We start from the raw sequence: 25,593 nt of genomic DNA, 5'->3' as shown, positions 1-25,593 counted from the left end.
TCTTAATTTAAAGAATTCCTTCCACTTGCTGTTTTAGTTGTTCAGGCCAAACACCTACTTGTACTTGTCCAATGTGCTGCTTTTGTAACAGCAACATAGCCAGTCGAGATTGACCAATACCACCACCTATTGTTTGCGGAAACTTTTTCGCAAGTAGCTGTTTATGCCAATCAAACTCTAAGCGAGCCTGATCGCCAGTAATCGCTAACTGAGTAGCTAAAGCATCCGGGCTTACGCGAATGCCCATTGAAGATATTTCAAAAGCATCTTCAAGCACAGGATTCCAAACTAAAATATCACCATTTAAGCCTGCAAATTTGCTGCATGTTTGCGTTGACCAATCGTCATAGTCCGGTGCTCGTACGTCATGAATTTTACCATCGGCGAGTGTGCCGCCAATACCAATTAAGAATACCGCACCGTATTCTTGCGCCACCGCTTTTTCACGTTGTTTCGCAGTAAAGTCAGGATACATCTGGCGCAACTGCTCACTATGTATAAAGGTGATTTGCTCAGGCAAAAACGGCGTTAAATCAAATTCACTCGCTACAAAGCGCTCGGTTGCTTTAATCGCCTGATAAAGTGATGTAACAGTTTCTTTAAGCTTATCAAGAGTACGCTCCGTGCTCTCGCAAATTACTTTTTCCCAATCCCATTGATCAACATACACTGAATGAATTGGGCTAAGTGACTCTTCATCAGGGCGAAGCGCTTTCATATGCGTATAGAGCCCCTCACCTACTGAAAAACCGTAATCAGCCAAGGTTTTGCGCTTCCACTTAGCTAAAGAATGAACCACTTCAAATTGACTACCAGGAATTGTTTTTACTGCGACCGAGACAGCATTTTCAGTACCACTTAGATTATCTTGAATACCATCGCCCACCTTTGCCAAGATTGGTGCTTGTACTTCAACTAACCCTAATTGTTGTTCTAATTGGCTTGAAAAGAACTGTTTTACTTTACTAATTTGCTGCTGTTGCTGCAGATAGTGTGAACTCATAATAATTGGCCTCATTCCCAGTTATTGTTACTTGCTTTATGAGAAAAGCCCGCTGCTTGGCTTTCTCCGATAAAGCAATCCTCAACTAAACCAAGATTATTTTCAATAACCATCAACAAAAAGAACTTAACATTGAAATTTTCACAAAAATAATGCTATAAAAATTACTGATTCAACAATTAGCAGCAAGAAATACTATGGAAAATTATCAAATCGATAATCTCGATAAAAACATCCTTAACGCATTAATGGAAAATGCCCGAACAGCGTATGCAGAACTTGCTAAACGCTTTGCTGTGAGCGCGGGTACTATTCATGTACGAGTCGAAAAAATGAAACAAGCAGGTATTATTACAGGCACCCAAGTAAGTATTAATGCTAAACAACTTGGTTATGATGTCTGTTGCTTTATTGGTATTAACCTCAATAACGCCCGTGATTATCCGCAAACCTTGCTGCACCTAAAAGAGCTAGAAGAAGTGGTTGAAGCCTATTACACCACGGGAAATTACAGTATTTTTATCAAAGTAATGGCTCGCTCAATTGATCACTTACAAGATGTACTGATCAATAAAATCCAAGCGATTGAAGCCATTCAATCAACAGAAACGCTGATCTCACTTCAAAACCCAATTAGCCGTGCTGTTGTTCCCTAGGGTATAATCAGCGCCAATTAGAATCCGTCAACGAGCACACAACTATGGATACAACTCGCTTTGAGCGTGTAAAGCGCGTGTTAGATCGCCGCCAAACGGACCTAACGGTTTGTTTAGAAGAAGTACATAAACATCATAATTTATCAGCCATTGCCCGCACAGCAGATGCCACGGGGTGTCATCATGTACATGCAGTGTGGCCCGATAACCAAAAGTGGTTAACTAACAATACCTCAGGCGGTAGTAAGAATTGGCTTGAAACTCATTTACACCGCAATATTGATGAGGCTGTAGCCACAATGCGTGCCCATAATCCTGAGGTACAAATTTTAGCAACTAATCTCAGTGATGATGCCGTTGATTTTCGTGACATTGATTACACCAAACCGACGGCTGTTATTGTTGGTCAAGAACGAGATGGAATTTCACCTCGGGCACTTGAACATGCCGATAAGCACATCATCATTCCAATGCAAGGCATGGTGCAGTCTCTTAATGTGTCTGTTGCTGCTGCACTTATTCTATTTGAAGCACAGCGCCAAAGAGAAGTAGCTGGGCTCTACGACCGCAATATGCTTGATGCTAAAGTTAAGCATCGTATTTTATTTGAAGGCTGCCACCCTATTATTGCTGAGCAATGCCGAGATAAGGAACTGCCTTATCCTGAGCTTGATGAAAACGGCAACATTATTGCTGATGAAACGTTTTGGCATACCTTAAAACATACGCAATCGCTTGATGCCTCTAACGAGTGCAAGTAAACTGAAAAAATAGTCTACTAATTAACAATTTGAGTCACCTTTGAGTCACCCTAGCTTAGCGTTATACCCAATCACAGAATTAAAAGGCGTCGGCCCGAAAATGGCCGAGCGCCTCGCTAAGCTAAATATTCATACGGTGCAAGACATGCTGTTTCATTTGCCTCACCGCTATGAAGACCGCACCCGCATTCACCCAATTTGCGAACTACAACCGCATAGCCATGTTAGTGTTGAAGCCACCATTGAAACCAGCCAAATCACCTTTGGTAAAAGACGCATGCTGGTTTGCCAAATTAACGATGGCACGGGCCGTTTAACGCTGCGATTTTTTAACTTTAGCGTAGCTCAAAAAAATGCTTTAAGTGCAGGTAAGATCATTCGCTGCTTTGGTGAAATACGCCGTGGTCGTGTTGGTTTTGAAATGACACACCCTGAATACAGCCTATCGGATACCCCTTCAGAGCAACCTACAAATACCACGCTCACGCCGGTTTATCCTGTTACTGAAGGACTAAAACAATTATCTATTCGCGCGCTTAGCGATCAAGCGCTTGCGCTATTGTCTAAATACCCGGTAGAAGAATTACTGCCAGAACAGTTTCAACCAACCGGAATGAGCTTAGCCGATGCGTTAATGACCTTACATCGCCCACAAAACGATGTTGATTTAACCGCCCTTGAACAAGGTATGCACCCTGCCCAGCAACGGTTAGTGTTTGAAGAGTTACTTGCGCAAAATTTAAGCCTTTTAAAGTTACGCCAAAAAGGGCAAGCCGTAAAAGCCGTCCCTTTAAAGCCCCATAACCAACTTGAGCAACAGTTTTTAGCAAATTTAGCCTTCAGCCCAACCAACGCGCAAAGTCGTGTCGTGGCAGAAATCAAAGGTGACTTACAACACCCGTTTCCGATGATGCGCTTAGTACAGGGCGATGTAGGTTCAGGTAAAACCTTAGTTGCAGCACTTAGTGCACTCACCGCTATAAGCGAAGGCTATCAAGTAGCTTTAATGGCACCTACTGAGATTTTATCCGAACAGCATGGCATCAACTTTAGCCAATGGTTTAATCAATTAGGCATTGAAGTCGCTTGGTTAGGTGGTAAAAGCAAAGGTAAAGAGCGCGCAACCACTCTTGAAAAAATAGCCTCAGGGGAAGCACAAATGATTGTTGGCACCCATGCGTTATTCCAAGAGCAGGTCGAGTTTAATAATCTGGTGCTAATCATCATCGATGAACAACACCGCTTTGGTGTTCATCAGCGCTTATCACTGCGTGAAAAAGGCCGTTTTGGTGACTGTTACCCACACCAATTAGTGATGACTGCAACGCCTATTCCGCGTACTTTAGCCATGACAGCCTACGCAGACTTAGAAACCTCAGTAATTGATGAATTACCACCGGGTAGAACGCCCATTACAACGGTGGCTATTCCTGATGCCCGTCGAGACGAAATCATTCAACGTGTTAAAACCGCATGTACAGATCAAGGCCGGCAAGTGTATTGGGTTTGCACCCTGATTGATGAATCTGAAGTACTGCAATGCCAAGCCGCAGAAGATAGCGCAGAGCAATTAAAAGCAGCACTACCCGAACTAAACGTCGGCTTAGTACATGGCCGAATGAAAGCCACTGAAAAACAAGCCATTATGAGCGAGTTTAAAGCAGGTAATATTCATGTACTCGTTGCCACAACGGTGATTGAAGTGGGTGTTGATGTGCCTAATGCTAGCCTTATTATTATTGAAAACCCTGAACGGCTGGGGCTTGCACAACTCCACCAGCTGCGTGGTCGTGTTGGTCGTGGGGCAACTGCATCACACTGTGTTTTACTTTATCATGCACCATTGTCAGCCACAGCGCAAAAACGCTTAGGGGTGCTTCGTGAAAGTAATGATGGTTTTGTGATTGCTGAACGAGATCTTGAAATTCGTGGCCCAGGCGAAGTACTTGGAACCAAACAAACAGGCCTAGCTGAATTTAAAATTGCAGACCTAAACCGCGACAAACAAACGCTCAATCATGTCAGACCTATAGCCTTCAAAATATTAAACGACTACCCAACGCTTACCGATAAATTGATTCAACGCTGGCTTGCTGGCAAATCAGACTACGCACAAGCTTGATCGCAAATCAAAGCGCAATCTGATTTATAAATTTCCTACTAAACAATAAAAAAGCCCAGCTAATAAGCTGGGCTGACAAGTTAGGGAGTTATCCAAGGGTTGGATTAGAACTTGTATTCAATACCAACACCTAAGTAATCTTGGTCAACTTGATTATCTGTATCAAACGTTGAGTAGAAACCAAATACTTTCGTGTTTTTACTTAGCTTGTGATCAACACCTGCAGAAATAGCTGTTTTCTTGTCGCCTTCATCAAAGTCAATTACTTGGTATTGTACTTTGAAGGTGTTGCTATTCATTTGGTAAGCAGCATTTACTAAGTAACCATCAGCTTCTGCACTACCATCCACTTTCTCTTGTGTTTGGTACATAGCACCTAGTTTGAAGTCACCAACTTTACCTTGCACTGTTGCACGAACAATGTCGTAACCTTTTACTTCGCTGTCAGCTGCAATTGATGCATAAAGTTTGCTTTCTTTAAGTTTTGCATCGCCGTAAGTTAGCGCTACTGAGTAACCGTTATCAGCATCTACATCATCTTCAGCCACATACGTTGCTAATACTTTGAAGCCACTGAAATCTTTAGAAGCATAAGAAATTGTGTCACCTAAACGGTTTTCGCCTTTGAAACCATTTTTGATATCTGCTTCAAGGTCATTGAATAAATCAATTTTACCTTGAGATTGCTTCATAGCTGTATCGTTACGACCGATAACAACCTGACCAAAGCTGCCTTTAAGACCTACATATTGGTTACGTGCAGTGATGTTGTCATCATTGTCGCCTTTTGAATCAGCGTCAGATACGTCAACACCAAACTCAAATTTATAAACCGCTTCTAAGCCTTCAGAGATTTTCTCTGAGCCTTTTAAGCCAAAACGTGAGTTATTGCTTTTAATTTCTGTGAAAGACCCTTCGCCATCATCTGATGATTGAACAGTCACGTTTGCTTTACCATATACATCTACATCAGCTAATGCAGAAAAAGATAAGCCACCAAATAAAGCTAGGAATAAGCTAGACTTTGCAAATTTCATGTCGTTTCCTCAATAATCGCAACAAAAAACACATGTTGTGTTTCAATGCGCGCAGTGTGACAGCGAAAAATGACAGAAAGATGACAATTGAAATAAAATCGTCAATTTAGCTTCACGAAATATAATTATTTCTGAAATAAAAACGTAACTTACTGTTTCACGGTTAAGTTTTTATAAAAGCTAATTTAAATAAATTTTAAGTTTTTATTTGCAGCTCAGTTAGTAAGGTTACCAACTTTTCTAAAAGAGGTGTTTGTTCATTATCTCTGTGGTAAGCAACAAACACATCTCGCGAGGTATGAGCAACATCTTCAACATGGTATAAATCACCCGCTTTTAACTGCTCTTCTACTAATAACTTAGGAATAAACGCACTACCACCGCACTTCAAAATTAAATCAAGAGCAATACGCCCTGTGCTGGTTCTAAAGTAAGGAGGCGCGTGGCCGTTAAACTCACGAGCATGCCACAAAGAAAAGGTAGTACCCCAATCAACATAAACATATTGATTGTCGAAAAAGTTTTCGCTGTTAGCTGTTTCAAAAGCACTCACAGGAATGATTGGCAGCTCACAAATTCGTTCAACAACTAGCTCATCCACTTTAGGAGGATCAAACAGTACCGCTAAATCTAATGTACGCTCTAATAGTAAGCGAGTACTTTCTTGTTGTGCTTTTACTTCAGCGACTAACGATACACCCGGCATGGCAGAAACAATATTTGTGATGCCAAACTGTAAAAAAGCATCCCAAATATTAGGTGTACCTGCTAAACTAATCTGCTTGTGCATATTATCAGCAAGCGCCACATCAACTTTTGCACGTTGCATGCCGGTAATGATCATTTGCGCATGTGGCAGTAATCGCTCACCCGGTGCTGTTAACTGAATATTGTTACGTTGACGAATAAATAAGTTAACGCCTAAACCTTGCTCTAACTGCCTGATCCGAAAACTCACTGCAGACTGCGTAATATATAAATTTTCAGCTGCTTTGCCGAAATGGCGAGTACGAACCACTTCGACAAAAGTCTTCAATAAATCGATATCCATTTTTTACCCTTACGATAAAAATAACTTGTTTAATAAAATCGACAACTTGATCCATACTCCTGCAAGAAATTAGGGCATGAGGATAAAGCCATGAGCAATGACATTTCATCACTTCGTCAGGCATTTGCAAGCCAACGTCAATTTTATGATGATCAAAACTTCCCACGCGGTTTTGGTCGTAGTGGTCACTTCACTTTGCTAGAAGCCGACATTCTCGAACAGCATGGTGTTGTATTAAAGGGTTTATACAACAAAACCCTAGAACCACAAAATGAATTTCAAACTCAATTTGTGCAAGTTGTTACCGGTAACCTTGAAGCAACAAACCCAGTTGAACGCGCTTGGATGAAATACCTAAAACAAACAACCTGTAAAACGAAGTTTCACACTTTGTTTGGTCGTTCACGTATTGCCAGTCCTACACCGCAAAGTGTTGAGTATTATTCTGAGTCAGATAGCTTATAACGATTTGCTTTTTTACCCTTTTAGGGTTAAAACTTGTAATAACTTTTGTTTCGCCAATAAGTTATTACAAGGCAAGCTGTGACTCGAAGAATACTAATAATTGAAGATACGCCAACCATTGCGCGAGTGCAAAAACATATCGCGCAAAAAGTTGGCTATGAAGCAGACATTGCAGGTAATTTAGCCGAAGCAAAAAAGCTTATAAGTGAGCACAATTATTTTTGTGCTGTGGTTGATTTTATTCTCCCAGACGCACCTTTAGGTGAAGCCGTCCCCTGCACCATCGCTGCCGATATACCGACTATTGTTATGACCGGTAACCTTGATGAAACCACGCGTAATATCGTCGAAAAGCACCCAATCATTGATTACATTACCAAAGAAAATAAACAAGCTTATCAATACCTAGAAAAACAACTGGCGCGTTTACCTCGCAATGAGCAAATACTGGTGTTAGTGGTCGATGATTCAAAAGCAACTCGTCAGCTAATTTGTCATTTATTAGCTCGCCACAAATACCAGACAATTGAAGCCGTTGATGGCGTCGATGCTCTCAGAGTATTAGCTGAAAACCCAACAATTTCAGTGATAATAACTGATAACGAAATGCCGAACATGAGCGGTGCAGAGCTCTGTGTTGAAATACGCCGTTTATACTCCAACGATGAAAAAGCAATTATCGGTATTTCTGCTTATGATACTTTGCATCTATCAACGCGTTTTTTAAAATCAGGCGCAGACGACTACCTACGAAAGCCATTTAATAATGAAGAATTCTACTGTCGACTAAGCCAAAACGTCGACATGCTTGAAAACATCAAAACGATTCGTTTACAAGCAAATACCGATTACCTAACTAAACTACCAAACCGACGTTACTTTTTCGGTGAAGCAAATAGACATTTAAAAGCCGCTAAACAAGCTGGCTCGTCGGTATCCCTGGGCATGATCGACATTGATCATTTTAAATCTATTAATGATAATTATGGCCATAATGCAGGTGATGAAGTGCTCAAAGCGTTATCACATCACATGACCCAATATTTTGCAGATAATTTAGTAGGCCGCTTTGGTGGTGAGGAGTTTGCCGTGTATTTTGCAGATCAAGATCCAGAAGAAGCATTACAACGCCTAGAAAAATTTCGCGCTTTTATTGAAAAGCACAGCCCAGAGTTTAGTAAAGAGCAAATTCATTTCACTTTATCCATAGGCTTTCATCATCAGCCTATTTACAGTCTAGATGAACTGATTAAACAGGCTGATTTAAAGCTTTATCAAGCAAAAGAGTCTGGACGCAATAAGTTAGTTAGCTAAAGCCTAAACAGGCTTTGTCACCGCTTCTAATTGCGCCTTTCGTTGTTTACGGCTTTGTCGATACGAGTCCCAACTAAATAGTGCCAGCGCACTCCAAATGCACGCAAAAGTCACTACACGCTCAGCATCAAATACTTCACCGTAAAAAGCCACTGCAAGTATAAACATTAAACTTGGACCTATGTATTGGAAAAAGCCCAGCGTGCTGTACTGCAGGCGCTTTGCGGCACCTGTAAAACATAACAGCGGCAAGGTTGTTACCACTCCGGCACTGATGAGTAACAGGTTAATGTGCCAATCATTCGCTGTTAAATCAGAGCTTGCTGAAGGCGCCATCAACCACCAGTAAATAAGCGCCACAGGCAATAAAATAAGCGCTTCTAGTAATAAGCCTGGTAATGATTCAATTGGCAGCTTTTTGCGTAATAATCCATAAATGGCGAACGAACCGGCTAGTGAGAAAGCAACCACGGGGAATGAACCAAAGCTCACAAGTTGAAGTAACACACCACAAAGTGCTAAACCTACCGCAACGCCTTGCCATTTACGCAGTCTCTCACCTAAAAACAACATACCAAGTAACACATTGATCAATGGATTGATGTAATATCCTAAACTTGCATCAAGCATATGATTATTGTTCACAGCCCAAATAAATAAGCCCCAGTTAAAGCCTAGTAAACTGGCTGTTATCACCAACATCAGTAGTAATTTAGGTTGCCCAAGCACAATACGAATACGCTGCCATTGATGACGAGCTGCGATAATAAGAAGTAAAAATAACACCGACCAAATAACGCGATGCATCAAGATTTCAAATGCAGATATTTGCTGCAAAAACTTAAAGTAAATGGGTGCAAGACCCCACATAAAAAAAGCTAAACATGCGAAAATAACCCCTTTTCGCTGTTCAATATTGGTAGGCATAAGCTTGGCTTTGTAGGTTAAAAACATTATTTTACGCCCACTAAGCAGTGACGCAAGCAAAACGCGTTAAATAAACCCATGTATTTACTTCTAAAAAGGGACTACCATTGTTGCAAAGTAACGCCTTGATATTAAGCACCTGTGAAACGCTTAATTCTGCATCTTGAGGTCATTTGGTATATTGCTAAAGACATCGCCTTAAAAAACCACTAAAATGCTCGGCGATGAATACCAATACCGCAATGTCCAACACACCCGTTCGATCACCACACGCCGTACTCAAACAAGTGTTTGGTTACAAGGATTTTCGTGATGGCCAAGAAGCGATTATAGCCGCAGCGCTAGACGGACAAGACTCGCTTGTACTTCTGCCAACAGGTGGAGGCAAATCCTTATGCTATCAAGTCCCGGCATTAATCCTCGATGGTGTGACTGTGGTCATCTCGCCGCTTATTTCTCTGATGCAAGACCAAGTTGCCCAACTAAGAGCGCTTGGCGTACAGGCTGCATATATTAATAACAGCCTTCCCTTTGAAGAGCAGCAAGCGGTATATCAGCAATTGCACTACGGGCAAATTAAGCTGTTGTATGTGGCGCCAGAAAAAGTGTTGCAACATGAATTTTTAGAACGTTTAAGTCATCTTAATTTAGCACTTTTTGCCATCGATGAAGCACACTGTGTGTCTCATTGGGGCCATGATTTTAGGCCACATTATTGTCGACTCAACGAGTTAAAACATCGCTTTATGCATGTACCTATGATGGCACTTACAGCGACAGCAGATAAGGCAACTCGTTACGATATAATCGAACAGCTCCAGCTTAACCAGCCGTATGTGCACACAGGCAGCTTTGATAGACCTAATATTCGATACACCATTGAAGAAAAATTCAAACCTATGGTGCAACTGCTTCGCTATTTAAAAGAGCAGCAGAATCAAAGTGGCATTATTTACTGCACCAGCCGTAAACGGGTTGACGATGTTGCTGAAAAACTTGCTGATGCAGGTTTTAATGCCGCAGCCTATCATGCAGGCATGAGTAACGAGCAACGCCAATTTGTGCAATCAGGCTTTGCCCGAGACGATATTCAAATTGTGGTTGCAACGGTTGCATTTGGTATGGGTATTAACAAACCAAACGTGCGCTTTGTGGTGCATTACGATATTCCAAAAAGCATTGAGGCCTATTACCAAGAAACAGGCCGAGCTGGTCGTGATGGCCTTGCCGCAGAAGCGATTATGTATTTTGATCCAGCTGACATAGGCCGCGTGCGGCGCTTTTTTGAAGATATTGAAGACGAGCAACGACGCCGCGTTGAAGAACAGCGCTTTAATGCGATGGCCAGCTTTGCCGAAGCACAAACATGCCGCAGACAAATCTTACTCAATTATTTTAGTGAATATAAGCGCGAAACTTGTGGCAACTGTGATATTTGCTTAAACCCACCAACCAGCTTTGATGGCACACTCGTTGCGCAGCAAGCGCTATCTTGTGTGTACCGTGCCGAGCAACGTTTTGGGATTGGCTATATTGTTGAACTACTACGTGGTGCAAATACCAGCCGCATTCGTGATAATAATCACCACCAGCTAAGTACTTATGGTATTGGTAAAGATCACAGCGTGGAATTTTGGCTAAGTATTTTAAGGCAACTTATTCACCAAGGGTTATTAAGCCAAGACATCACGCAAGGCTCATCGTTACGTTTAACCGAAGCCGCCCGTGCAGTGCTTAAAAGTGAATATGCATTACAACTTGCCGAGCCTCGCTTACAAGCCAAGCACGTATACCAAGATAAACTCGCCCAGTTTAATTACGACAAAAAACTGTTTGCTAAATTACGTGCCTTACGTAAAGAACTGGCTGATGCGGATGATGTGCCACCTTATGTAGTATTCAACGATAAAACGCTTGCTGAGATGGCGCAACTTATGCCAACTAATGATAGCGAGTTCTTAAAAGTGTCGGGTGTTGGTTTTACTAAACTAAATAAATACGGCGCACCATTTTTAAATACTATCCGCGACTACTTAGCCGCAAACTAGGACTACCATGACTGAACTTACTTTTGATGCAGAACATGCAGTCATCATTGTGCAAGCAAGCGAGCCTCCTCATGACGAAGATTTTGAATTATGGGCTACCTTGTTTTTACATACACCCGCAATAAAAATTGCCGACTTTGATGCTGGAGCCGATCGACATCAGTTAAGATTTCACTTTACAGATCATAGTTTTAATCTAAACTTTGAACATTACAGTGAAAGTATTTGGATAAATGCTGAGGGCGTAGAAGCTACAGAGATATTAGGCGAGCTTTATCAGCATTTAGTCACACAGTTACAATAATAAGCTAGACTTTTTTCCACGCTTAGTATGTAGTGACTGTATAGGAAACAATCAACTAAGGGTGTAAATGGGTTTTAAGCAGTCGCACTTCGTTGCTCTACTAATTTTGTTGCCAGTGAGCTTGGTAACGAACGTGTATGCAGAACAGCAAGACATAGACGATAGCAACTATTGTCAAAATCAGCGCACACTAAAATCCCAAGATAACAATTTGCGCCGCCAACTTGATACCGATAACCCACTTCCGCAGGCTGCTGAAGGCAGCAAAATAACTTCTATAAAACTTGAGCAGCTCAATGTATTTAATACCGAGCTTGAAGAAGAAAATAACTTTTTATTTCGCTTTGCTAATCGTGCTCACATGACCACTGAGCCGGATGTAATACACAGCGTTTTACTATTCAAAGAAGGTGATGTTTACAATCCACGTAAATTACTAGAGTCTGAGCGACTGCTGCGTAAACAAGGTTATTTGTATGACGCCCGTATTAACGCCAAGCTTGACTGTGACGGAAATGTACACGTTAATGTTGTCACCCGCGATTTATGGACCTTACTGCCAGAAATAAGTTTCAGCCGCAGCGGTGGCGAAAATGAGTCAAGCCTTGGATTTCGCGAGTCAAACTTTTTAGGTTGGGGTAAACGCGTGTCGTTCTCGCGTACGCATGATGCTGACCGTACCGGTTACCTATTTGTTTATGATGATCCTAATATCTTTTCAAGCCGCTATCGTGGGCGGCTAGAATATTCCGATAACGACGATGGTAAGCGTCATTACATCGATGTAAGTTACCCGTTTTTTTCTATCGATACACCTTATAGTTATGGCGCAACAAGCTACTCTGATGAGCGCCGCGAATCACTTTATTATCGGGGAGATGTGGTCAGTGAGTTTGAACAAAAAACTGTATTAAGCCGCGCTTACTTTGGTCACTCATCACAACTTGCCAATAATTGGACCCAGCGCATAAAACTCGGCATTGAAAACCGCGAAGAGACCTTTAAAGACATTTCACAAACGCGCTTCCCTATTGCAGATGATCGTAGCCTTAGTTACCCCTATGTGAGTGCGCAATGGTTTGAAGATCATTACATCAAAGTAAGAAACTTCGACAGCATATATCGTACCGAAGACCTCAATCTTGGATGGAATATCCAAGCTCTTCTTGGTTATTCAAGCAAAGACTTTAGCGATGATTCAAGTCGTGCCATTTACTCACTATCATTATCAAAAGCGCACTACAGCGGAGATAATCAACTTTGGCGCTTTAAAGCCGACATAGACGGCTATTGGAACGAAGCCCTTGATGATGTTGAAAATCTTTTCACAAGCACGCAAGTCCAGTATTACCTTAATACGACTCTTAGGCAAAGCTGGTATGCTAAAGCACGCCTGCAGTACGCAAAAAACCTGACCGCCGACAGACAACTTACTCTAGGTGGAGAAAACGGCCTCAGAGGCTACCCGCTCGATTACCAAGTAGGCGATCGTAGCTTTTTAGTGACTTTAGAAAAACGCTATTATTGGGAATACGATTTATTGCAGTTATTCAAAGTCGGTGGCGCGGCATTTTATGATATTGGCAGAGCTTGGTATAACGACAAAAACAATGGTGAAAATGGCAATGTACTACAAAATGTCGGTGTGGGTCTTCGTTTAGCCCCTAGTCGTGCCAATGCAGGAACAGTAATCCATCTAGATGTTGCCGCACCGATAAATAATCACGATGATGAGATAGATTCAGTACAATGGCTTGTGACTGTTAAAAATACCTTTTAAGCTAGTGTTATTCAGCAACTAACGCGCTAAAATCGGACGTAAATTATTAGCTTGGGAACCCCTTTGGACTTCGTCGAATTTTTTAATGAGCAATATCATTTAATCGTGACAATCATCGCGGTTTTGCTCTATCCGCTACTACGTAAAACCACCAAAAAACTGCTTTTAAAAGCCATTAAAGGTAAAGCTGATCCGCACCGAGAGTACCGTGCAGAGCTACTCCTTAACATTATTTTGGCGATCGTAATGCTATGCTTAGTATTAGTTTTTTGGGGTATAGAGCTGCGCGGCTTGTTAGTACTAGGCTCATCCATTTTTGCCATGTTGGGTGTAGCCCTTTTTGCTGCTTGGTCGTTACTAAGCAACCTAACAGCCTTCTTGCTGATGTTTATTCAAAACGATTGTCGGGTTGGTTTTTGGGTCAGAGTAATTGACGGTGCAAACTTTTTAGAAGGGCGTATTATCGAAATGGGGTTAATGAACGTGGTGCTTGAGCATGTTGATGGCCACAAAGTCATTTACCCAAACAACATCTTTGTTACCCGCCCTGTGATGGTGTTAAAGACCCCACCAACAGCGACTAAAGCGCCAACCATAAAGCGCATTTTAGGGCCAAAAAAATAAAAGCCGCAATTGCGGCTTTTTTTATAAAATACTTTAACGGCTAATTATTTAAATCTGCCGTTTTCAACTCGTCTTCAATATCGCTTATTTCATCAATAAAGTTTTCAAGTTGTTGCTCTACAATACTATTTGCATGAGCAAAGTAAGCAAGATGGAATACGGCATCCCCCTCGTTCACAAGCGGCATGGTTTGTTGACCAATCACAATACCACTGCGCGGAGCGAGTAGCTCAAGCTCAGCATCACCAAGTGGGCTGCTGATATAAGCTAACACTTGCCCTTTCATTACTCGCTCACCAAGTGATACTTGTGCACGCACAATACCGTCAACTTCGGCGCGTACCCAGCTTGTTGAGCTTGCAATAACCGGCTCTGGTAGCTTCTTAGCTCGCTTACCACGTACCATTTTTAAATGGCGCATTACATAATCAACACCTTGCACACCTGCAGCAATGGCAATAGGGTCAAAGCGAAGCGCTTCACCAGCTTCATAAGTAATCACTGGAATACCTAAATTTGCCGCCTCACTACGTAATGAACCATTACGAAGTGACGCATCAATCACCGCTGGAGTACCAAAGGCTTTCGCCATAGCTGCCGTTGCAGGATCACTTAAATTAGCACGAATTTGCGGCAAGTTTGTCCGGTGTATCGCGCCCGTATGTAAGTCAATAATATGCGTACAATGCATAGCTACCTGCGAGAAAAATGCATTAGCCATGCGCCCAGCTAATGAACCGCGGGTTGAGCCCGGAAAGCTACGGTTCATATCTCGGCGATCAGGTAAATAGCGTGATTTGTGAATGAATCCAAATACATTCACAATCGGTACTGCAATAATAGTCCCTCGCAGTTGCTCAGGCTCAATCTTAGCCAGTAATTGCCTAACAACCTCAACACCATTGAGCTCGTCACCATGTATGGCCGCACATACCATTAATACCGGTCCTTGCTGCACACCATTGACGACTTCAATCGGAATATTTAACGGCGAATGGGTATAAAGCTTAGCAGCTTCAATAGAAAATGTTTTACGTTCGCCAACCCCCACCGTATCACCTAAAATTGAAAACGGTGTATTTTTCTTAACCTTAGCCACGCACTGTTCCTTTTAATAGAGCGCTAATACCCAAACCTCCTCTAGATGCAGAATTCAGCGTTTCACAGGTGCTTAATATCAAGGCGTTACTTTGCAAGAATGGCAGTCCCTTTTAAGAAGTAACAACGATGAGAGTAAGTGCCTGTGAAGCGCCCAAAGGGTTGGTTTAAAAGCGATTTATACTGCGTTATTGATTTTAACAATAGAACCACTATTACTTACAATCAATGCCTTGCCTAAATCGCTTTTAATTCCAACTGAAACTCGCACCTTGAGGTGGTTTGGGTATACATAATTATGGGTAAAGGCTTAGCCTTTACCACGAGTTGCAGTTCTTTTTGTAGCGGCTGTTTTCTCAATAAAATTGATGATCATGCCAGCAATGTCCTTGCCTGTTGCTACTTCAATGCCTTCAAGGCCTGGTGATGAATTTACTTCCATCACTAATGGACCACGTGCAGAACGAAGTAAATCGACACCTGCTACGTTCAAGCCCATCGCTTTAGCAGCTGCAACAGCAGTTCTTCTTTCTTCAGGCGTAATACGCACAAGTGTCGCACTACCACCACGGTGTAAGTTCGAGCGGAACTCACCTTCTTGAGCTTGACGCTTCATAGCAGCAATAACTTTATCACCTAGTACGAAACAGCGAATATCAGCACCGCCAGCTTCTTTGATGTACTCTTGCACCATGATATTGGCTTTCAAGCCCATGAATGCTTCAATTACACTTTCTGCTGCTTTGCGTGTTTCAGCTAATACCACACCGATACCTTGCGTACCTTCAAGTAGTTTAATTACTACAGGTGTGCCACCTACCATGCTTAATAAGTCTTTTACGTCATCAGGTTTGCTCGCAAAGCCTGTTACTGGCATACCCACACCTTTTCGCGAGAGTAGCTGTAGTGAACGTAATTTGTCACGTGAACGGGTAATAGCAACAGACTCGTTCACAGGAAATACGCCCATCATTTCAAACTGACGTAATACCGCACAACCATAGAAAGTTACTGATGAACCAATACGTGGCACGATAGCATCAAAATCTTTTAAATTTTCGCCACGATAATGAATTTCTGGTTGCTCTGAATTAATGTTCATGTAACAACGTAGTGCATCAATCACTTTTACTTCATGACCACGCTGTTCTGCTGCCTCTATCAAGCGACGTGTTGAATATAAATTTTGGTTGCGAGATAAAATACCAAGTTTCATAGTTAAAACCTTAACTGTTTAACTCATACACATTAAAAATGTGTCATAAGTCCTTTTTATAATAAGTGTGATAAAGCCGGATCAACGACTATACGATTTTCCATTGCTGTGCGCCCTAGCAACATTCTAAATTTCATCGTTGCACGGTTACTTAAGGTTACTCTTACAGGCCAGCTTTGATCTCCTGCAACGAGTTTTGTTTCAATAAAGTAACGAAGTTCACGCTGACCACTCGAACTGGTCACGTACTTACGCTCAACGATTTTTGCACGACACAACACTGTTGTTTCTACATCTTCTTGCAGAGGATGGGTACTAAATTTCACCCAGTTTTCGCCATTTTCTGAAAATTCCTCAATATCAAACGCATGAATACAAGATGTACGCGCACCTGTATCCACCTTCGCTTTGATCTTCTCAATGCCCAGTTCTGGCAAGCTCAGCCACTCACGCCAGCCAACTATCATTTTTGCGGTCATTCATGTGCCCTCTTTAAAAAAGTGTCTTATACGCTACAGCGCTAGAAACACCAACGAAATATATTTATCCCCTCGATAAATCGATTTCATTAATATAGTCTTGACTATACTAATGTATATACTCAACTATATCGCACTATTTGTAAAATGAGAGCTCAATATGATCAATGGGTTACTTCATGTCTTAATCTTAGACGAACAAGGCGGCGCACGTGCTATTGACAATAGTACCGAGCTGCAAAATTGGCAACCTGCACACGGAAAACTTTGGGTTCACATGGACTACAGTCAGGCCGATGCAGTGCAGTGGCTTGAACAAAGTAACTTATTAACAGATTACGAACTTGAGTCCCTTATTGCTGATGAAACACGCCCTCGCCTAACTAAAGTTACCAACGGTAACATGCTGTTTTTACGTGGTGTAAATTTAAACCCCGCGCAAAGTCCAGAAGATATGGTGTCGTTACGTTTATTCATCAACGAGAATGTTATTGTTACAACGCGTAAACGCCGTTTATTATCGGTGCAAGACGTTGTTGAATCGTTCGATGGTAGTAATGGCCCTTGCTCAATCTCTGAATTAGTGTGTCAATTAGCGCAAAACCTAACGTCTCGTATGCAAGCTGTGATCGATAGCCTTGATGACACACTCGATGGCTTTGAAGATGAAATTGATGAACCAAACAAAGGCTTTGATCATCAATCGCTAGCGCAAATTCGTCGTCAGACAATCGCGTTAAAACGTTATTTAAGACCACAAAAAGAAGCACTTATTACTTTGTTAAACAACAAATATAAGTGGCTAGATGAAGACGATAAAGCTCGCTTAAACGAAACAACCAATATGTTGATCCGTTATTTAGAGGAGCTAGACAGCTCGATTGAACGTGCACAAATTATTCAACAAGCGATTACCAGCCAAGTGTCGGAGCAACTAAACCAACGCATGTATGTGATGTCGGTGGTTGCTGCACTGTTTTTACCACTTGGCTTCTTAACAGGCTTACTCGGTGTAAACGTGGGTGGAATTCCGGGCACTGAAAGCCCTTATGCATTTAGCTTGTTTATTATTTTCTTGCTGGTGCTAACCGTTGGAATTGGCATTTACTTTAAAAATAAGAAGTGGCTATAACGCGATAACCTTTTTAATTAAATCAAGGCGGACGGCATGTTCGCCTTTTTTTGTCGCCAAAATCAGGTGCTCGCCATCGGAGTTAAATATTTTAAGTGTCTCAGCCCTTCCCTCTACCTGTTCACCAGATACTAAGGTAATACTCAATAATGATTTATGCATGCACCATAATTCGTACTTATCGTAGTCGCCACAGTCTATGGGTTGATAGGTCATTTTACTTTTGAGTTTTATTAAAGAGTAAATCGAGCTTAGAAGATATTAAAGTGAAGAGCAAATGGCGCTCTCGGCAGGGATCGAACCTGCAACTTAGCCTCCGGAGGGCCACGTGATATCCATTTCACCACGAGAGCACATTTGTCGTCGCCAGTACTGACTCGCGATATCAGCATGACAACCCGGCAATGATAATGGCATCTGTCATTAAATGCTAGCGCCGAGCTCTCTATATGCACATAAATTCAGCAATTTGCATTAAAACACTTCACTTTCGGGCAGAACCAAGGTATTAACGTATACTTAGTAAAATTAATAACAAGGTGGCATTCTTTGCCGCATAAGGGGAATTTGATCATGAGTTTAATGTCTACAGAGCAAGTGGCGGAATTTTTAGGTGTCAAAGTTGAACGTGTAAAACGCCTTGCTCGCGAACATTTACTGATCTCTAAATCACAAGATGACAAAGGTGAGCCTTTGTTTGATCCAGAAGACGTAAAAAAATATAAAGAGCTTGCCGAGCGAATTGGCGGTCTTTAGTTTTTAACTTTTAATATGAAGTGGTTAAGCTGTGTAAGCAGTGGAGCCACTTTGTCCATCGCACCACGTTGTTCATACCAGCAAATACATAAAAGTAAAAACAATGCATGAAACGCCGCGAGCTTTTCAACTGATAAGTTAAACTCGTAATGGTCGCACACAAGCGCATGGTAACTTTTAAGTAATGCTAGTTGCTGCTCGTCATTCAGTGCAAAACTCACCACTAGCGCCGCTAAGTCAAAATAAACATCGTTACTTTTGGCATATTCAAAGTCGATCAAAAACATACCTGATTCATTCACAATGATATTTTCTTTTACTAAATCATTATGGCAAAAGCCCATATCTTTTGGTGCTGAAGCAATATAAGCCAGTGATTGCTTAATTAGCTCTGCGTGTTGCTGGTAACGGGGTGTTTGCTGGTAATAGTTAATTTCGTAGGCAATATCCATAGGCTCAGTTAGCACAGGATAACGATGTAAATTCACTAAATCAGGCAATAAGCTACTACAGAACTCCCCGCTTGCAATGCTACCTGCCACGTATTCAAAAATAGCGGTATCGGTTGCTTGCTCTAACCAAAGCGGTGCTGGACAGCAGCTTTGCTTTGCAAAGTGCGTTTGCGCAGCAAGGCCAATTGCAGGCCAGTGGTCGCGATAATGCTTAACCAAGAAATCTTTATTTGAGGTTTTTACTAAGTAGTTGTCATTGCTTAATCCCTCAACCAGCGGGCTGATTGAGGTAATAATTAAATGGGGGTCAAAACGCGCAAATAACGCGTGAATTTGTTGCTCAGTTTTCATCTATAGCTGTGCAAGCGGCTTAGCCTGATGCTGCTCGTATTCTTCGTACCAAGTTTTAAAGCCCCACGCTGCCATAATGGTGTAAAACACAAAAAGAACTAAGGTTGGGTAATAACCTTTTTCAAAGTACAAATACATCGAAGCTGCATCAATCACAATCCAGTATAACCAGTTTTCCAGTACCTTCTTAGCAACAAGGTAGGTTGTCACCACAGCAAAACAGGTGGTAAAACTGTCTAAATAAGCAAAATCAGCATGGGTGTAATTGGTCATCACAAAACCAATAACAACTGAAGCTAATGAAGTAGCAAGCAAAATCACTGCATGGCGCTTCAACGACCAAGAAATTATTGGCAGATGATCTTTATTGTTCATGCCCCGGCGCCAAACTACCCAACCATATACCGCCATATACATGTAGTAAAAATTAAGTAGCGACTCCATCAACAGTGCGCCATTCCAGTACATCACGGTATAAATAAAGGTGCTCAAAAACGCGGCAGGCCAACACCATAGGCTTTCTTTAATCGCTAACAGTAAATACGCCATCGACAATGCAACGGCAATGTATTCCCAATGCGACATGGCAGTAAAGCCTGAGAAGGTTTCGCTCAAAAATTCCATAACACGCGCTACTTTAGAGATTAGTCTTCGCTAGGCGACAAGTCACCATGTAAGAACTTACAAACAAAAATAGCTTTACCAAACTCTTCATATGAACGTTTGATTTCAGTATTAAGTACAGACATCACTAAATCATAATCACCGAAAATCTGTGTCGATAAGGTATTGGTGATCACTTTTAGACCTTCATAACTATTTACACGGTCAATAAAACCTTTAATAAACGGAATATAATCTTGGTGAAGTGGATACTTGCTGATCTCTACTGAAAGTTTCATATGCGTTACCGAGTATTTTCAAAGTATTGCATTGTAACTCGCTTATACTAACAAGTCATGGCTCTGGCTATTTTTTAGTGTAAAATCAGCCCCGATAAACATTGAGGACTCATTATGGCACGCCGCATCACTTATAAATTTAAAAACCAACCGCGCGAAATCAATTTTGCTAAAGATAAATACCGCGATATGTATCATGCGATAGCTGCGGCTGAAGGCATTGATTTAACGAATTATTTAAAGATGGAACAGCAAGTCGAAATGACTTCAAAAGGTTCTGCAGCAGTGCGTAATTTTCGTGATCAAGAATTCGCACGAATGGGCTTTAGCGACGTGTATTTTATTAAAGAATAGTTATTCTTGATACTCGTAGCTTACTCGCGGGGTGATATTACACAGTAACTCGTAAGGAATGGTGGTCGCACACTGGGCAATCTCTTCAACAGGAAGCTCAGGCCCCCACATGATCACCTCATCTCCTACTTTGATATTGTCGTGGTTATCACCAATATCGACCGTGATCATATCCATCGCCACACTGCCGACAATACCATAGCGCTGCGACTTAATAATAACCGGTGTGCCCTGCTCGGCATGACGCGGATAACCATCACCATAGCCCATCGCAACTACGGCAAGCTTAGTGGCTTTATCACTACACCAACGGCCACCATAGCCAACACATTGATTAGCCTCAACATCACGAATCGCAATAACGCGTGTCGTTAAACGCATAACAGGTTCAAGCCCGTGCTGTTGACCAACACCATTAAGCATTGGCGATACGCCATAGAGCATCAACCCCGGGCGTACCCACTCGCCATGACCTTTTGGCCAAGCAATAATGCCAGCTGAGTTTGCAAGGCAATACTGCTCGCTTTTGCCATCAGCTAATGAATCAAACAAAGCAATTTGCTGAGCGGTCTTTTCATCATTGATGTCATCGGCACACGAAAAATGCGTCATTAATTTAATGTCATCACGGGCATTAGGACTTGCTTTTAAGCGACTGTAAAAAGACTCAAATTGCGATGGTGCAATCCCTAAGCGATGCATGCCGGTGTTAATTTTTAACCAACATGCAATCGGTGCATCAAGCATTGCATTTTCAAGGCTGGTGAGCTGATTCTCATCATGAATGATGGTTTGAAAGTTATTCGCCAGCAAAATTGGCAGATCGTCTTGATGAAAAAAACCTTCAAGCAATACAATCGGTTTTGTCAGTCCACCGGCACGTAGCGCTAACGCTTCGTCAATTCGTGCTACCGCAAAAGCGTCGGCATCATTTAAGTATTGGGCAATTTTTACTAAGCCATGACCATAGGCGTTGGCTTTTAGCACCGCCATTACTTTGCAACCAGGCGCAAAGCGCTTCACTTGCGCTAAATTATGGGCAAGTGCTTGAAGGTTGATTTCGGCAATGGCTAAGCGCATTAGTATTCGTCATCCATAGCTGGACCCGCGTAGTTATCAAAACGCGAGAATTGACCTTGGAACGTTAAACGTACTTTACCGATTGGGCCGTTACGCTGCTTACCAATGATGATTTCGGCCACGCCTTTTTCAGCACTGTCTTCGTTATACACTTCATCACGGTAAATAAACATGATTAAGTCGGCATCCTGCTCGATCGAGCCTGATTCACGTAAGTCGGAGTTGATTGGGCGTTTATCGGCACGTTGCTCTAGAGTACGGTTTAGCTGTGATAATGCAATAACCGGACATTGCAGTTCTTTTGCCAGTGCTTTTAATGAGCGAGATATTTCAGCAATCTCTAAGGTACGGTTATCAGATAAGCTTGGTACACGCATTAACTGTAAATAGTCGACCATGATCATACTAATACCGCCATGGTCGCGGGCAATACGACGTGCACGCGAGCGTACATCTGTGGGTGTTAGGCCCGATGCATCATCAACATACATCTTACCTTTTTCCATCAACAAGCCCATGGTTGACGACAGGCGCGCCCAGTCATCATCATCAAGCTGACCAGTACGCACCTTAGTTTGGTTAATGCGACCTAGCGATGCCAGCATCCTCATCATGATTTGCTCTGAAGGCATCTCTAGTGAGTAAATAAGCACAGGCTTATCTTGTGTCATAGCTGCGTGTTCGGCTAAGTTCATCGCGAAGGTGGTTTTACCCATCGATGGACGTGCCGCCACGATGATAAGGTCAGAAGGCTGCATACCTGCCGTCATTTTATCAAGGTCGGTATAACCTGTACTTACACCGGTTACACCATCTTGCGGCGACTGATAAAGCTCTTCAATCTTATCGACGGTTTTTTCTAAGATGCTATGTAAGCTTTGCGGCCCTTCAGTACTTTTTGTGCGTTGCTCTGCAATTTTAAATACTTTACTTTCGGCAAAGTCGAGCAAATCATGGCTGGTACGCCCTTCAGGGCTAAAGCCAGCTTCGGCAATTTCGTTCGCAACACCAATCATTTCACGGATAACAGCACGTTCACGAACAATATTCGCGTAAGCATCAATGTTCGCTGCACTTGGCGTGTTTTTGGCAATTTCGGCAAGGTAGGCAAAACCACCGACACTACTTAACTGATTATTTTTTTCTAAGCTTTCAGAAATAGTGATCAAATCGATAGGGTCGCCACTTTCAGCAAGGCTCACCATTGCTTCAAAAATTAGCTTGTGGGTGCGGGTATAAAAATCCTGTGCAACCACTAACTCAGCAACACGGTCAAACGCTTGATTATCAAGCATTAAACCACCTAAAACAGATTGCTCAGCTTCAATTGAATGGGGAGGAACTTTTAATGTGTCGACTTGCTTATCTGGTTTGGCCATAACTTCACAAAACTTAAATTGAATGGCTCTATTCTATCGACTTGCTAAGGCTGTGCAAATAGTTAATACCAATCGACTTAAATATTTGGTCATTCTAGCATGCTAAATAAAGCGCTAACTGCGTTAGAAATGTCTAAAGTAGAGTAACTACATGTCAAAATTTCTGCCTTGTTATCACTTCATTTATCTGTCGCTATTTAAGACCAACAACTTAACACGATTGGTATAAGCGGGAAGTCCTCCCGCTTTATTGTAATTGAGTGAAATATTGTAATTGAGTGAACTGTAATCGTTATTTCTGTTTACGAAGTTCAATGCGTCCGCTAATCGTATCCATTTCGATATCAGCATCGCCACCGTTAATACTAAATTCTAAGTCGCTAGATGGGCCGTATTTAGCCTTCGTTGCTCTGTCATCACTCAGCTCATTAACGATTTTACCGTTAGCATGAGCTTCAATTTCAAACTTTGCCGATACATCTGCAGGGAAGTAAAACTCGGCGTCACCACTGACTGATTCAAAACGAATATTGGCATCTGCTAGCAGCTTGTTGATGTGAACTTCCGCTTCACCGTTTACTGTGTTTATGCGTAGCTTTTTAATTGCATCAAAGGCAAAGTCAATATCACCATTTACGTTCTCAAGGCGAACATCTTGCGCTTTGGTTTTTGATTTTATATCACCATTAACTGCAGTAAAGCGTAAGGCACCCTGTGAGTTTTTATCGTTGATTTCACCATTGACTGTTTCAAAGCGAATATCACCGTTAAGATCATGGGCATTTACATCACCATTGACTGTTTCAAAGCTCATGTTGCCGCTAATTTTTTGCACTGTAATGTCGCCGTTGACGGTATCGATTTCAGCGCCGGCTTCAAGCTCTTTAGCACTGACGGTTACATTCACACCGGCAAACTCAAGCTCACTGCTTTTTGGCATGTAAATGGTTAAACGTGAACCGTCACCGTTATTCCAACCACGTAAGTTACGCGGCATTTTGACGATAAATTCAACACGGCTGCCTTCCACATCTAAACGATAACCTTCGGCTTTATCATCAAGCTCACCTTCGATTTTAAGTTGAGGCTTATCCCAGCCTTCAATGCGTACATCACCCCGTTGATTTTCAATAAAAATACGTTTATTTACAGGCACATCAATTTGTTCATTAATGGTTTGTCCTGCCATTGCCATCAGTGGCAATAATCCTAATGTTAAAGCTAGTAATTTCATAATTGTCACTCCTAAATCGTTTGCCACTTCGGTGCATGCACCTTGTTAATTAAGTCCAGTTGTTGCTGATAAACCTGTGAGAGCATTTGTAATAAAGCTGGATTTTCAGGTTCATTCTCAAGTGCTTGCTTGATGGCGCTTTCTGCTTCTTCTAACTCTTTAAGCTGTTGCTGCCAATTATCGGTTAATGCAGGTTGATTTTGATACTGCACCAATAAACCTTGCTTTTGCTTAGTGAAATAATCACTCATTGCCATCATGCTATTTGATTCACCTTGACCGACAAAAAGCTGTACGGTCAACAGTGCAGCAATACAACAAGCAGCCACAGCCGCGAGCTTATTCCAGCCATGAGTTGGTTTCTCAATTTGCTGCGTTTGCGGCTCTGCAATTGCTCGCTCAATACCCGGCCAGAGATCTTTATCTGGGCTAATATCTTGCTTCTGGTTAAGCGAGTCATTTAAAAATTGTTCAAATTCTGGCTTACTCATTTTCATACCACTCTTTTAATAACTGCCTTGCACGGTGAAATTGCGATTTACTAGAACCGACCGCCATATCAAGCATGCTTGCTATCTCTTCATGGCGATAACCTTCAATGGCATGGAGCACAAACACCATACGTGCTCGCTCAGGTAGTCTCAGTACTAATTTATCGAGGCCGTTAAAGCCGTCACAATCTGCTGCGCTTTGCTCATCCATACCGCTTTGTTCAAAACTCACTACTTTTTGAAACCAGCTTTTATGTTTGCGAATGTAGCTAATCGCAATATTGCTGGTAACACTGTGTAACCAAGTCGAAAATTGTGAGCGTCCATCAAAGTTCGCGATTTTGTGCCACAACTGTACAAACACTTCTTGTGTTGCATCTTCGGCGTGCTCTTTGTCTGCAAGTAATCGCAAACAAAGGCTATAAACCCGCTTCACATGCAACTCATAAAGTGTTGCATAGGCAGCTTGATCACCGCTTTTAACCCGCTCGATCAAGGCATGCTCACTTTGCTGGACGAACGCTTGTTCTGCATCTATCAACATCCTGGATGTTGTCCTTTATGATTATTATTGTGA

Annotated in this window: 28 protein-coding genes and 1 tRNA gene; 12 read left to right on the top strand and 17 right to left on the bottom strand. The window is 42.0% G+C overall.

Annotated features, from left to right (window positions below):
• Nucleotides 1–7 precede the first annotated feature (7 nt).
• Entirely contained in the window at nt 8–1,003 is a 996-nt protein-coding gene (gene asnA / locus L1267_RS04750; RefSeq protein ID WP_135926157.1) for an aspartate--ammonia ligase, read from the bottom strand.
• A 197-nt stretch (nt 1,004–1,200) separates the two neighbouring features.
• Here asnA and asnC point away from each other — a divergent pair, with 197 nt between their 5' ends.
• From asnC to recG, 3 genes are read left to right on the top strand one after another with little or no spacing between them, the layout of a single operon-like run.
• Nucleotides 1,201–1,659, top strand: coding sequence for a transcriptional regulator AsnC (asnC, locus tag L1267_RS04745; RefSeq protein WP_062567385.1), 459 nt, complete (start codon nt 1,201–1,203; stop codon nt 1,657–1,659).
• Between the two features lie 44 nt (nt 1,660–1,703).
• On the top strand, nt 1,704–2,420 hold the full coding sequence (trmH, locus tag L1267_RS04740; protein WP_235382226.1) for a tRNA (guanosine(18)-2'-O)-methyltransferase TrmH: 717 nt from the start codon (nt 1,704–1,706) through the stop codon (nt 2,418–2,420).
• 40 nt (nt 2,421–2,460) lie between these two features.
• Nucleotides 2,461–4,542 carry an ATP-dependent DNA helicase RecG gene (recG, locus tag L1267_RS04735; RefSeq protein WP_235382225.1) on the top strand — a complete coding sequence of 694 codons (2,082 nt, stop codon included), beginning with the start codon at nt 2,461–2,463 and terminating at the stop codon, nt 4,540–4,542.
• Between the two features lie 104 nt (nt 4,543–4,646).
• Here the strand turns inward: recG and L1267_RS04730 are convergent, their stop codons facing one another.
• Both L1267_RS04730 and L1267_RS04725 read right to left on the bottom strand, forming a co-directional pair.
• Complete coding sequence (locus tag L1267_RS04730) at nt 4,647–5,579, bottom strand: porin (protein WP_135926160.1); 933 nt, start codon at nt 5,577–5,579, stop codon at nt 4,647–4,649.
• 196 nt (nt 5,580–5,775) lie between these two features.
• Nucleotides 5,776–6,630, bottom strand: a complete 855-nt coding sequence (locus L1267_RS04725) for a LysR family transcriptional regulator (RefSeq protein ID WP_135926161.1) — start codon at nt 6,628–6,630, stop codon at nt 5,776–5,778.
• A gap of 90 nt (nt 6,631–6,720) precedes the next feature.
• Here L1267_RS04725 and L1267_RS04720 point away from each other — a divergent pair, with 90 nt between their 5' ends.
• Together L1267_RS04720 and L1267_RS04715 are read left to right on the top strand one after the other, a co-directional pair.
• A complete protein-coding gene (locus L1267_RS04720; RefSeq protein ID WP_135926162.1) occupies nt 6,721–7,095 on the top strand; it encodes a DUF413 domain-containing protein in 375 nt (124 codons plus the stop codon).
• A gap of 78 nt (nt 7,096–7,173) precedes the next feature.
• Entirely contained in the window at nt 7,174–8,409 is a 1,236-nt protein-coding gene (locus L1267_RS04715; RefSeq protein ID WP_235382224.1) for a diguanylate cyclase, read from the top strand.
• A gap of 3 nt (nt 8,410–8,412) precedes the next feature.
• On the opposite strand, the gene rarD is transcribed toward L1267_RS04715, so the two are convergent.
• Nucleotides 8,413–9,336, bottom strand: coding sequence for an EamA family transporter RarD (gene rarD / locus L1267_RS04710; RefSeq protein ID WP_235382257.1), 924 nt, complete (start codon nt 9,334–9,336; stop codon nt 8,413–8,415).
• 224 nt (nt 9,337–9,560) lie between these two features.
• Here rarD and recQ point away from each other — a divergent pair, with 224 nt between their 5' ends.
• From recQ to L1267_RS04690, 4 genes are all read left to right on the top strand, one after another.
• Nucleotides 9,561–11,384: a DNA helicase RecQ gene (gene recQ, locus L1267_RS04705; protein WP_138557039.1), complete on the top strand. Its 1,824-nt coding sequence runs from the start codon at nt 9,561–9,563 to the stop codon at nt 11,382–11,384.
• Between the two features lie 7 nt (nt 11,385–11,391).
• Nucleotides 11,392–11,688: a DUF3630 family protein gene (locus tag L1267_RS04700; protein ID WP_135926166.1), complete on the top strand. Its 297-nt coding sequence runs from the start codon at nt 11,392–11,394 to the stop codon at nt 11,686–11,688.
• A gap of 67 nt (nt 11,689–11,755) precedes the next feature.
• Nucleotides 11,756–13,468 carry a POTRA domain-containing protein gene (locus L1267_RS04695; RefSeq protein WP_235382223.1) on the top strand — a complete coding sequence of 571 codons (1,713 nt, stop codon included), beginning with the start codon at nt 11,756–11,758 and terminating at the stop codon, nt 13,466–13,468.
• A gap of 63 nt (nt 13,469–13,531) precedes the next feature.
• Nucleotides 13,532–14,092, top strand: coding sequence for a mechanosensitive ion channel domain-containing protein (locus L1267_RS04690; RefSeq protein WP_135926168.1), 561 nt, complete (start codon nt 13,532–13,534; stop codon nt 14,090–14,092).
• A 40-nt stretch (nt 14,093–14,132) separates the two neighbouring features.
• On the opposite strand, the gene L1267_RS04685 is transcribed toward L1267_RS04690, so the two are convergent.
• The 3 genes from L1267_RS04685 to L1267_RS04675 all read right to left on the bottom strand — a co-directional run bounded on the left by L1267_RS04685 (nt 14,133) and on the right by L1267_RS04675 (nt 16,885).
• Nucleotides 14,133–15,191, bottom strand: a complete 1,059-nt coding sequence (locus tag L1267_RS04685; protein WP_135926172.1) for a succinylglutamate desuccinylase/aspartoacylase family protein — start codon at nt 15,189–15,191, stop codon at nt 14,133–14,135.
• Between the two features lie 309 nt (nt 15,192–15,500).
• Nucleotides 15,501–16,406, bottom strand: coding sequence for a 30S ribosomal protein S6--L-glutamate ligase (gene rimK / locus L1267_RS04680; protein WP_135926173.1), 906 nt, complete (start codon nt 16,404–16,406; stop codon nt 15,501–15,503).
• 56 nt (nt 16,407–16,462) lie between these two features.
• On the bottom strand, nt 16,463–16,885 hold the full coding sequence (locus L1267_RS04675) for an ATP-dependent zinc protease family protein (protein ID WP_135926174.1): 423 nt from the start codon (nt 16,883–16,885) through the stop codon (nt 16,463–16,465).
• A 160-nt stretch (nt 16,886–17,045) separates the two neighbouring features.
• Between L1267_RS04675 and zntB the strand changes: the two genes are divergently transcribed.
• Nucleotides 17,046–18,017, top strand: a complete 972-nt coding sequence (gene zntB, locus L1267_RS04670; protein ID WP_135926175.1) for a zinc transporter ZntB — start codon at nt 17,046–17,048, stop codon at nt 18,015–18,017.
• On the opposite strand, the gene L1267_RS04665 is transcribed toward zntB, so the two are convergent.
• Nucleotides 18,012–18,233, bottom strand: coding sequence for a Rho-binding antiterminator (locus tag L1267_RS04665; RefSeq protein WP_138557041.1), 222 nt, complete (start codon nt 18,231–18,233; stop codon nt 18,012–18,014). The two genes, zntB and L1267_RS04665, sit on opposite strands and share 6 nt — an antisense overlap.
• A gap of 62 nt (nt 18,234–18,295) precedes the next feature.
• Nucleotides 18,296–18,370 (bottom strand) — tRNA-Arg (locus tag L1267_RS04660).
• A 220-nt stretch (nt 18,371–18,590) separates the two neighbouring features.
• On the opposite strand from L1267_RS04660, the gene L1267_RS04655 reads away from it, so the two are divergent.
• On the top strand, nt 18,591–18,773 hold the full coding sequence (locus L1267_RS04655; protein ID WP_054563404.1) for a helix-turn-helix domain-containing protein: 183 nt from the start codon (nt 18,591–18,593) through the stop codon (nt 18,771–18,773).
• Here the strand turns inward: L1267_RS04655 and L1267_RS04650 are convergent.
• The 3 genes from L1267_RS04650 to L1267_RS04640 are packed head-to-tail and all read right to left on the bottom strand — an operon-like array spanning nt 18,770 to nt 20,478.
• Nucleotides 18,770–19,576, bottom strand: coding sequence for a phosphotransferase family protein (locus L1267_RS04650; RefSeq protein ID WP_235382222.1), 807 nt, complete (start codon nt 19,574–19,576; stop codon nt 18,770–18,772). The genes L1267_RS04655 and L1267_RS04650 overlap by 4 nt on opposite strands.
• Entirely contained in the window at nt 19,577–20,200 is a 624-nt protein-coding gene (gene pnuC, locus L1267_RS04645; RefSeq protein ID WP_135926178.1) for a nicotinamide riboside transporter PnuC, read from the bottom strand.
• 20 nt (nt 20,201–20,220) lie between these two features.
• Nucleotides 20,221–20,478, bottom strand: a complete 258-nt coding sequence (locus L1267_RS04640) for a YkoF family thiamine/hydroxymethylpyrimidine-binding protein (protein WP_054563401.1) — start codon at nt 20,476–20,478, stop codon at nt 20,221–20,223.
• A 114-nt stretch (nt 20,479–20,592) separates the two neighbouring features.
• Between L1267_RS04640 and L1267_RS04635 the strand changes: the two genes are divergently transcribed.
• The gene (locus L1267_RS04635; RefSeq protein ID WP_054554201.1) at nt 20,593–20,832 is read left to right on the top strand and encodes a DUF2960 domain-containing protein; all 240 of its coding nucleotides are present in this window, start codon (nt 20,593–20,595) and stop codon (nt 20,830–20,832) included.
• Here the strand turns inward: L1267_RS04635 and alr are convergent, their stop codons facing one another.
• The 5 genes from alr to L1267_RS04610 all read right to left on the bottom strand — a co-directional run bounded on the left by alr (nt 20,833) and on the right by L1267_RS04610 (nt 25,560).
• Nucleotides 20,833–21,912 (bottom strand): alanine racemase, encoded by a 1,080-nt coding sequence (alr, locus tag L1267_RS04630; protein WP_235382221.1) that lies wholly within the window; start codon nt 21,910–21,912, stop codon nt 20,833–20,835. It abuts the gene before it with no gap.
• Entirely contained in the window at nt 21,912–23,291 is a 1,380-nt protein-coding gene (dnaB, locus tag L1267_RS04625) for a replicative DNA helicase (RefSeq protein ID WP_135926180.1), read from the bottom strand. Before dnaB ends, alr begins: the two co-directional genes overlap by 1 nt.
• 292 nt (nt 23,292–23,583) lie before the next feature.
• Nucleotides 23,584–24,525 (bottom strand): DUF4097 family beta strand repeat-containing protein, encoded by a 942-nt coding sequence (locus L1267_RS04620; protein ID WP_138557044.1) that lies wholly within the window; start codon nt 24,523–24,525, stop codon nt 23,584–23,586.
• Nucleotides 24,526–24,536: 11 nt separating this feature from the next.
• Nucleotides 24,537–25,022: a hypothetical protein gene (locus tag L1267_RS04615; RefSeq protein ID WP_235382220.1), complete on the bottom strand. Its 486-nt coding sequence runs from the start codon at nt 25,020–25,022 to the stop codon at nt 24,537–24,539.
• Complete coding sequence (locus L1267_RS04610; RefSeq protein ID WP_235382219.1) at nt 25,009–25,560, bottom strand: RNA polymerase sigma factor; 552 nt, start codon at nt 25,558–25,560, stop codon at nt 25,009–25,011. The genes L1267_RS04615 and L1267_RS04610 overlap by 14 nt, the downstream gene beginning before the upstream one ends.
• Nucleotides 25,561–25,593: the final 33 nt, after the last annotated feature.

The sequence above is a fragment of the Pseudoalteromonas sp. OFAV1 genome, from assembly GCF_021532595.1.
Lineage (GTDB): Bacteria > Pseudomonadota > Gammaproteobacteria > Enterobacterales > Alteromonadaceae > Pseudoalteromonas > Pseudoalteromonas lipolytica_C.
The sequence above is the reverse complement of the archived record's forward strand: the minus strand, read 5'-3'. Positions and strand labels throughout refer to the sequence as shown.

What these genes read in the sequence shown, in the direction of transcription:
- asnA (WP_135926157.1), bottom strand. Translation starts at nt 1,003, where the DNA reads ATGAGTTCACACTATCTGCAGCAACAGCAGCAAATTAGTAAAGTAAAA.
- asnC (WP_062567385.1), top strand. Translation starts at nt 1,201, where the DNA reads ATGGAAAATTATCAAATCGATAATCTCGATAAAAACATCCTTAACGCA.
- trmH (WP_235382226.1), top strand. Translation starts at nt 1,704, where the DNA reads ATGGATACAACTCGCTTTGAGCGTGTAAAGCGCGTGTTAGATCGCCGC.
- L1267_RS04730 (WP_135926160.1), bottom strand. Translation starts at nt 5,579, where the DNA reads ATGAAATTTGCAAAGTCTAGCTTATTCCTAGCTTTATTTGGTGGCTTA.
- L1267_RS04725 (WP_135926161.1), bottom strand. Translation starts at nt 6,630, where the DNA reads ATGGATATCGATTTATTGAAGACTTTTGTCGAAGTGGTTCGTACTCGC.
- L1267_RS04720 (WP_135926162.1), top strand. Translation starts at nt 6,721, where the DNA reads ATGAGCAATGACATTTCATCACTTCGTCAGGCATTTGCAAGCCAACGT.
- rarD (WP_235382257.1), bottom strand. Translation starts at nt 9,336, where the DNA reads ATGCCTACCAATATTGAACAGCGAAAAGGGGTTATTTTCGCATGTTTA.
- recQ (WP_138557039.1), top strand. Translation starts at nt 9,561, where the DNA reads ATGAATACCAATACCGCAATGTCCAACACACCCGTTCGATCACCACAC.
- L1267_RS04700 (WP_135926166.1), top strand. Translation starts at nt 11,392, where the DNA reads ATGACTGAACTTACTTTTGATGCAGAACATGCAGTCATCATTGTGCAA.
- L1267_RS04695 (WP_235382223.1), top strand. Translation starts at nt 11,756, where the DNA reads ATGGGTTTTAAGCAGTCGCACTTCGTTGCTCTACTAATTTTGTTGCCA.
- rimK (WP_135926173.1), bottom strand. Translation starts at nt 16,406, where the DNA reads ATGAAACTTGGTATTTTATCTCGCAACCAAAATTTATATTCAACACGT.
- L1267_RS04675 (WP_135926174.1), bottom strand. Translation starts at nt 16,885, where the DNA reads ATGACCGCAAAAATGATAGTTGGCTGGCGTGAGTGGCTGAGCTTGCCA.
- zntB (WP_135926175.1), top strand. Translation starts at nt 17,046, where the DNA reads ATGATCAATGGGTTACTTCATGTCTTAATCTTAGACGAACAAGGCGGC.
- L1267_RS04665 (WP_138557041.1), bottom strand. Translation starts at nt 18,233, where the DNA reads ATGACCTATCAACCCATAGACTGTGGCGACTACGATAAGTACGAATTA.
- L1267_RS04655 (WP_054563404.1), top strand. Translation starts at nt 18,591, where the DNA reads ATGAGTTTAATGTCTACAGAGCAAGTGGCGGAATTTTTAGGTGTCAAA.
- L1267_RS04650 (WP_235382222.1), bottom strand. Translation starts at nt 19,576, where the DNA reads ATGAAAACTGAGCAACAAATTCACGCGTTATTTGCGCGTTTTGACCCC.
- pnuC (WP_135926178.1), bottom strand. Translation starts at nt 20,200, where the DNA reads ATGGAATTTTTGAGCGAAACCTTCTCAGGCTTTACTGCCATGTCGCAT.
- L1267_RS04640 (WP_054563401.1), bottom strand. Translation starts at nt 20,478, where the DNA reads ATGAAACTTTCAGTAGAGATCAGCAAGTATCCACTTCACCAAGATTAT.
- L1267_RS04635 (WP_054554201.1), top strand. Translation starts at nt 20,593, where the DNA reads ATGGCACGCCGCATCACTTATAAATTTAAAAACCAACCGCGCGAAATC.
- alr (WP_235382221.1), bottom strand. Translation starts at nt 21,912, where the DNA reads ATGCGCTTAGCCATTGCCGAAATCAACCTTCAAGCACTTGCCCATAAT.
- dnaB (WP_135926180.1), bottom strand. Translation starts at nt 23,291, where the DNA reads ATGGCCAAACCAGATAAGCAAGTCGACACATTAAAAGTTCCTCCCCAT.
- L1267_RS04620 (WP_138557044.1), bottom strand. Translation starts at nt 24,525, where the DNA reads ATGAAATTACTAGCTTTAACATTAGGATTATTGCCACTGATGGCAATG.
- L1267_RS04615 (WP_235382220.1), bottom strand. Translation starts at nt 25,022, where the DNA reads ATGAAAATGAGTAAGCCAGAATTTGAACAATTTTTAAATGACTCGCTT.
- L1267_RS04610 (WP_235382219.1), bottom strand. Translation starts at nt 25,560, where the DNA reads ATGTTGATAGATGCAGAACAAGCGTTCGTCCAGCAAAGTGAGCATGCC.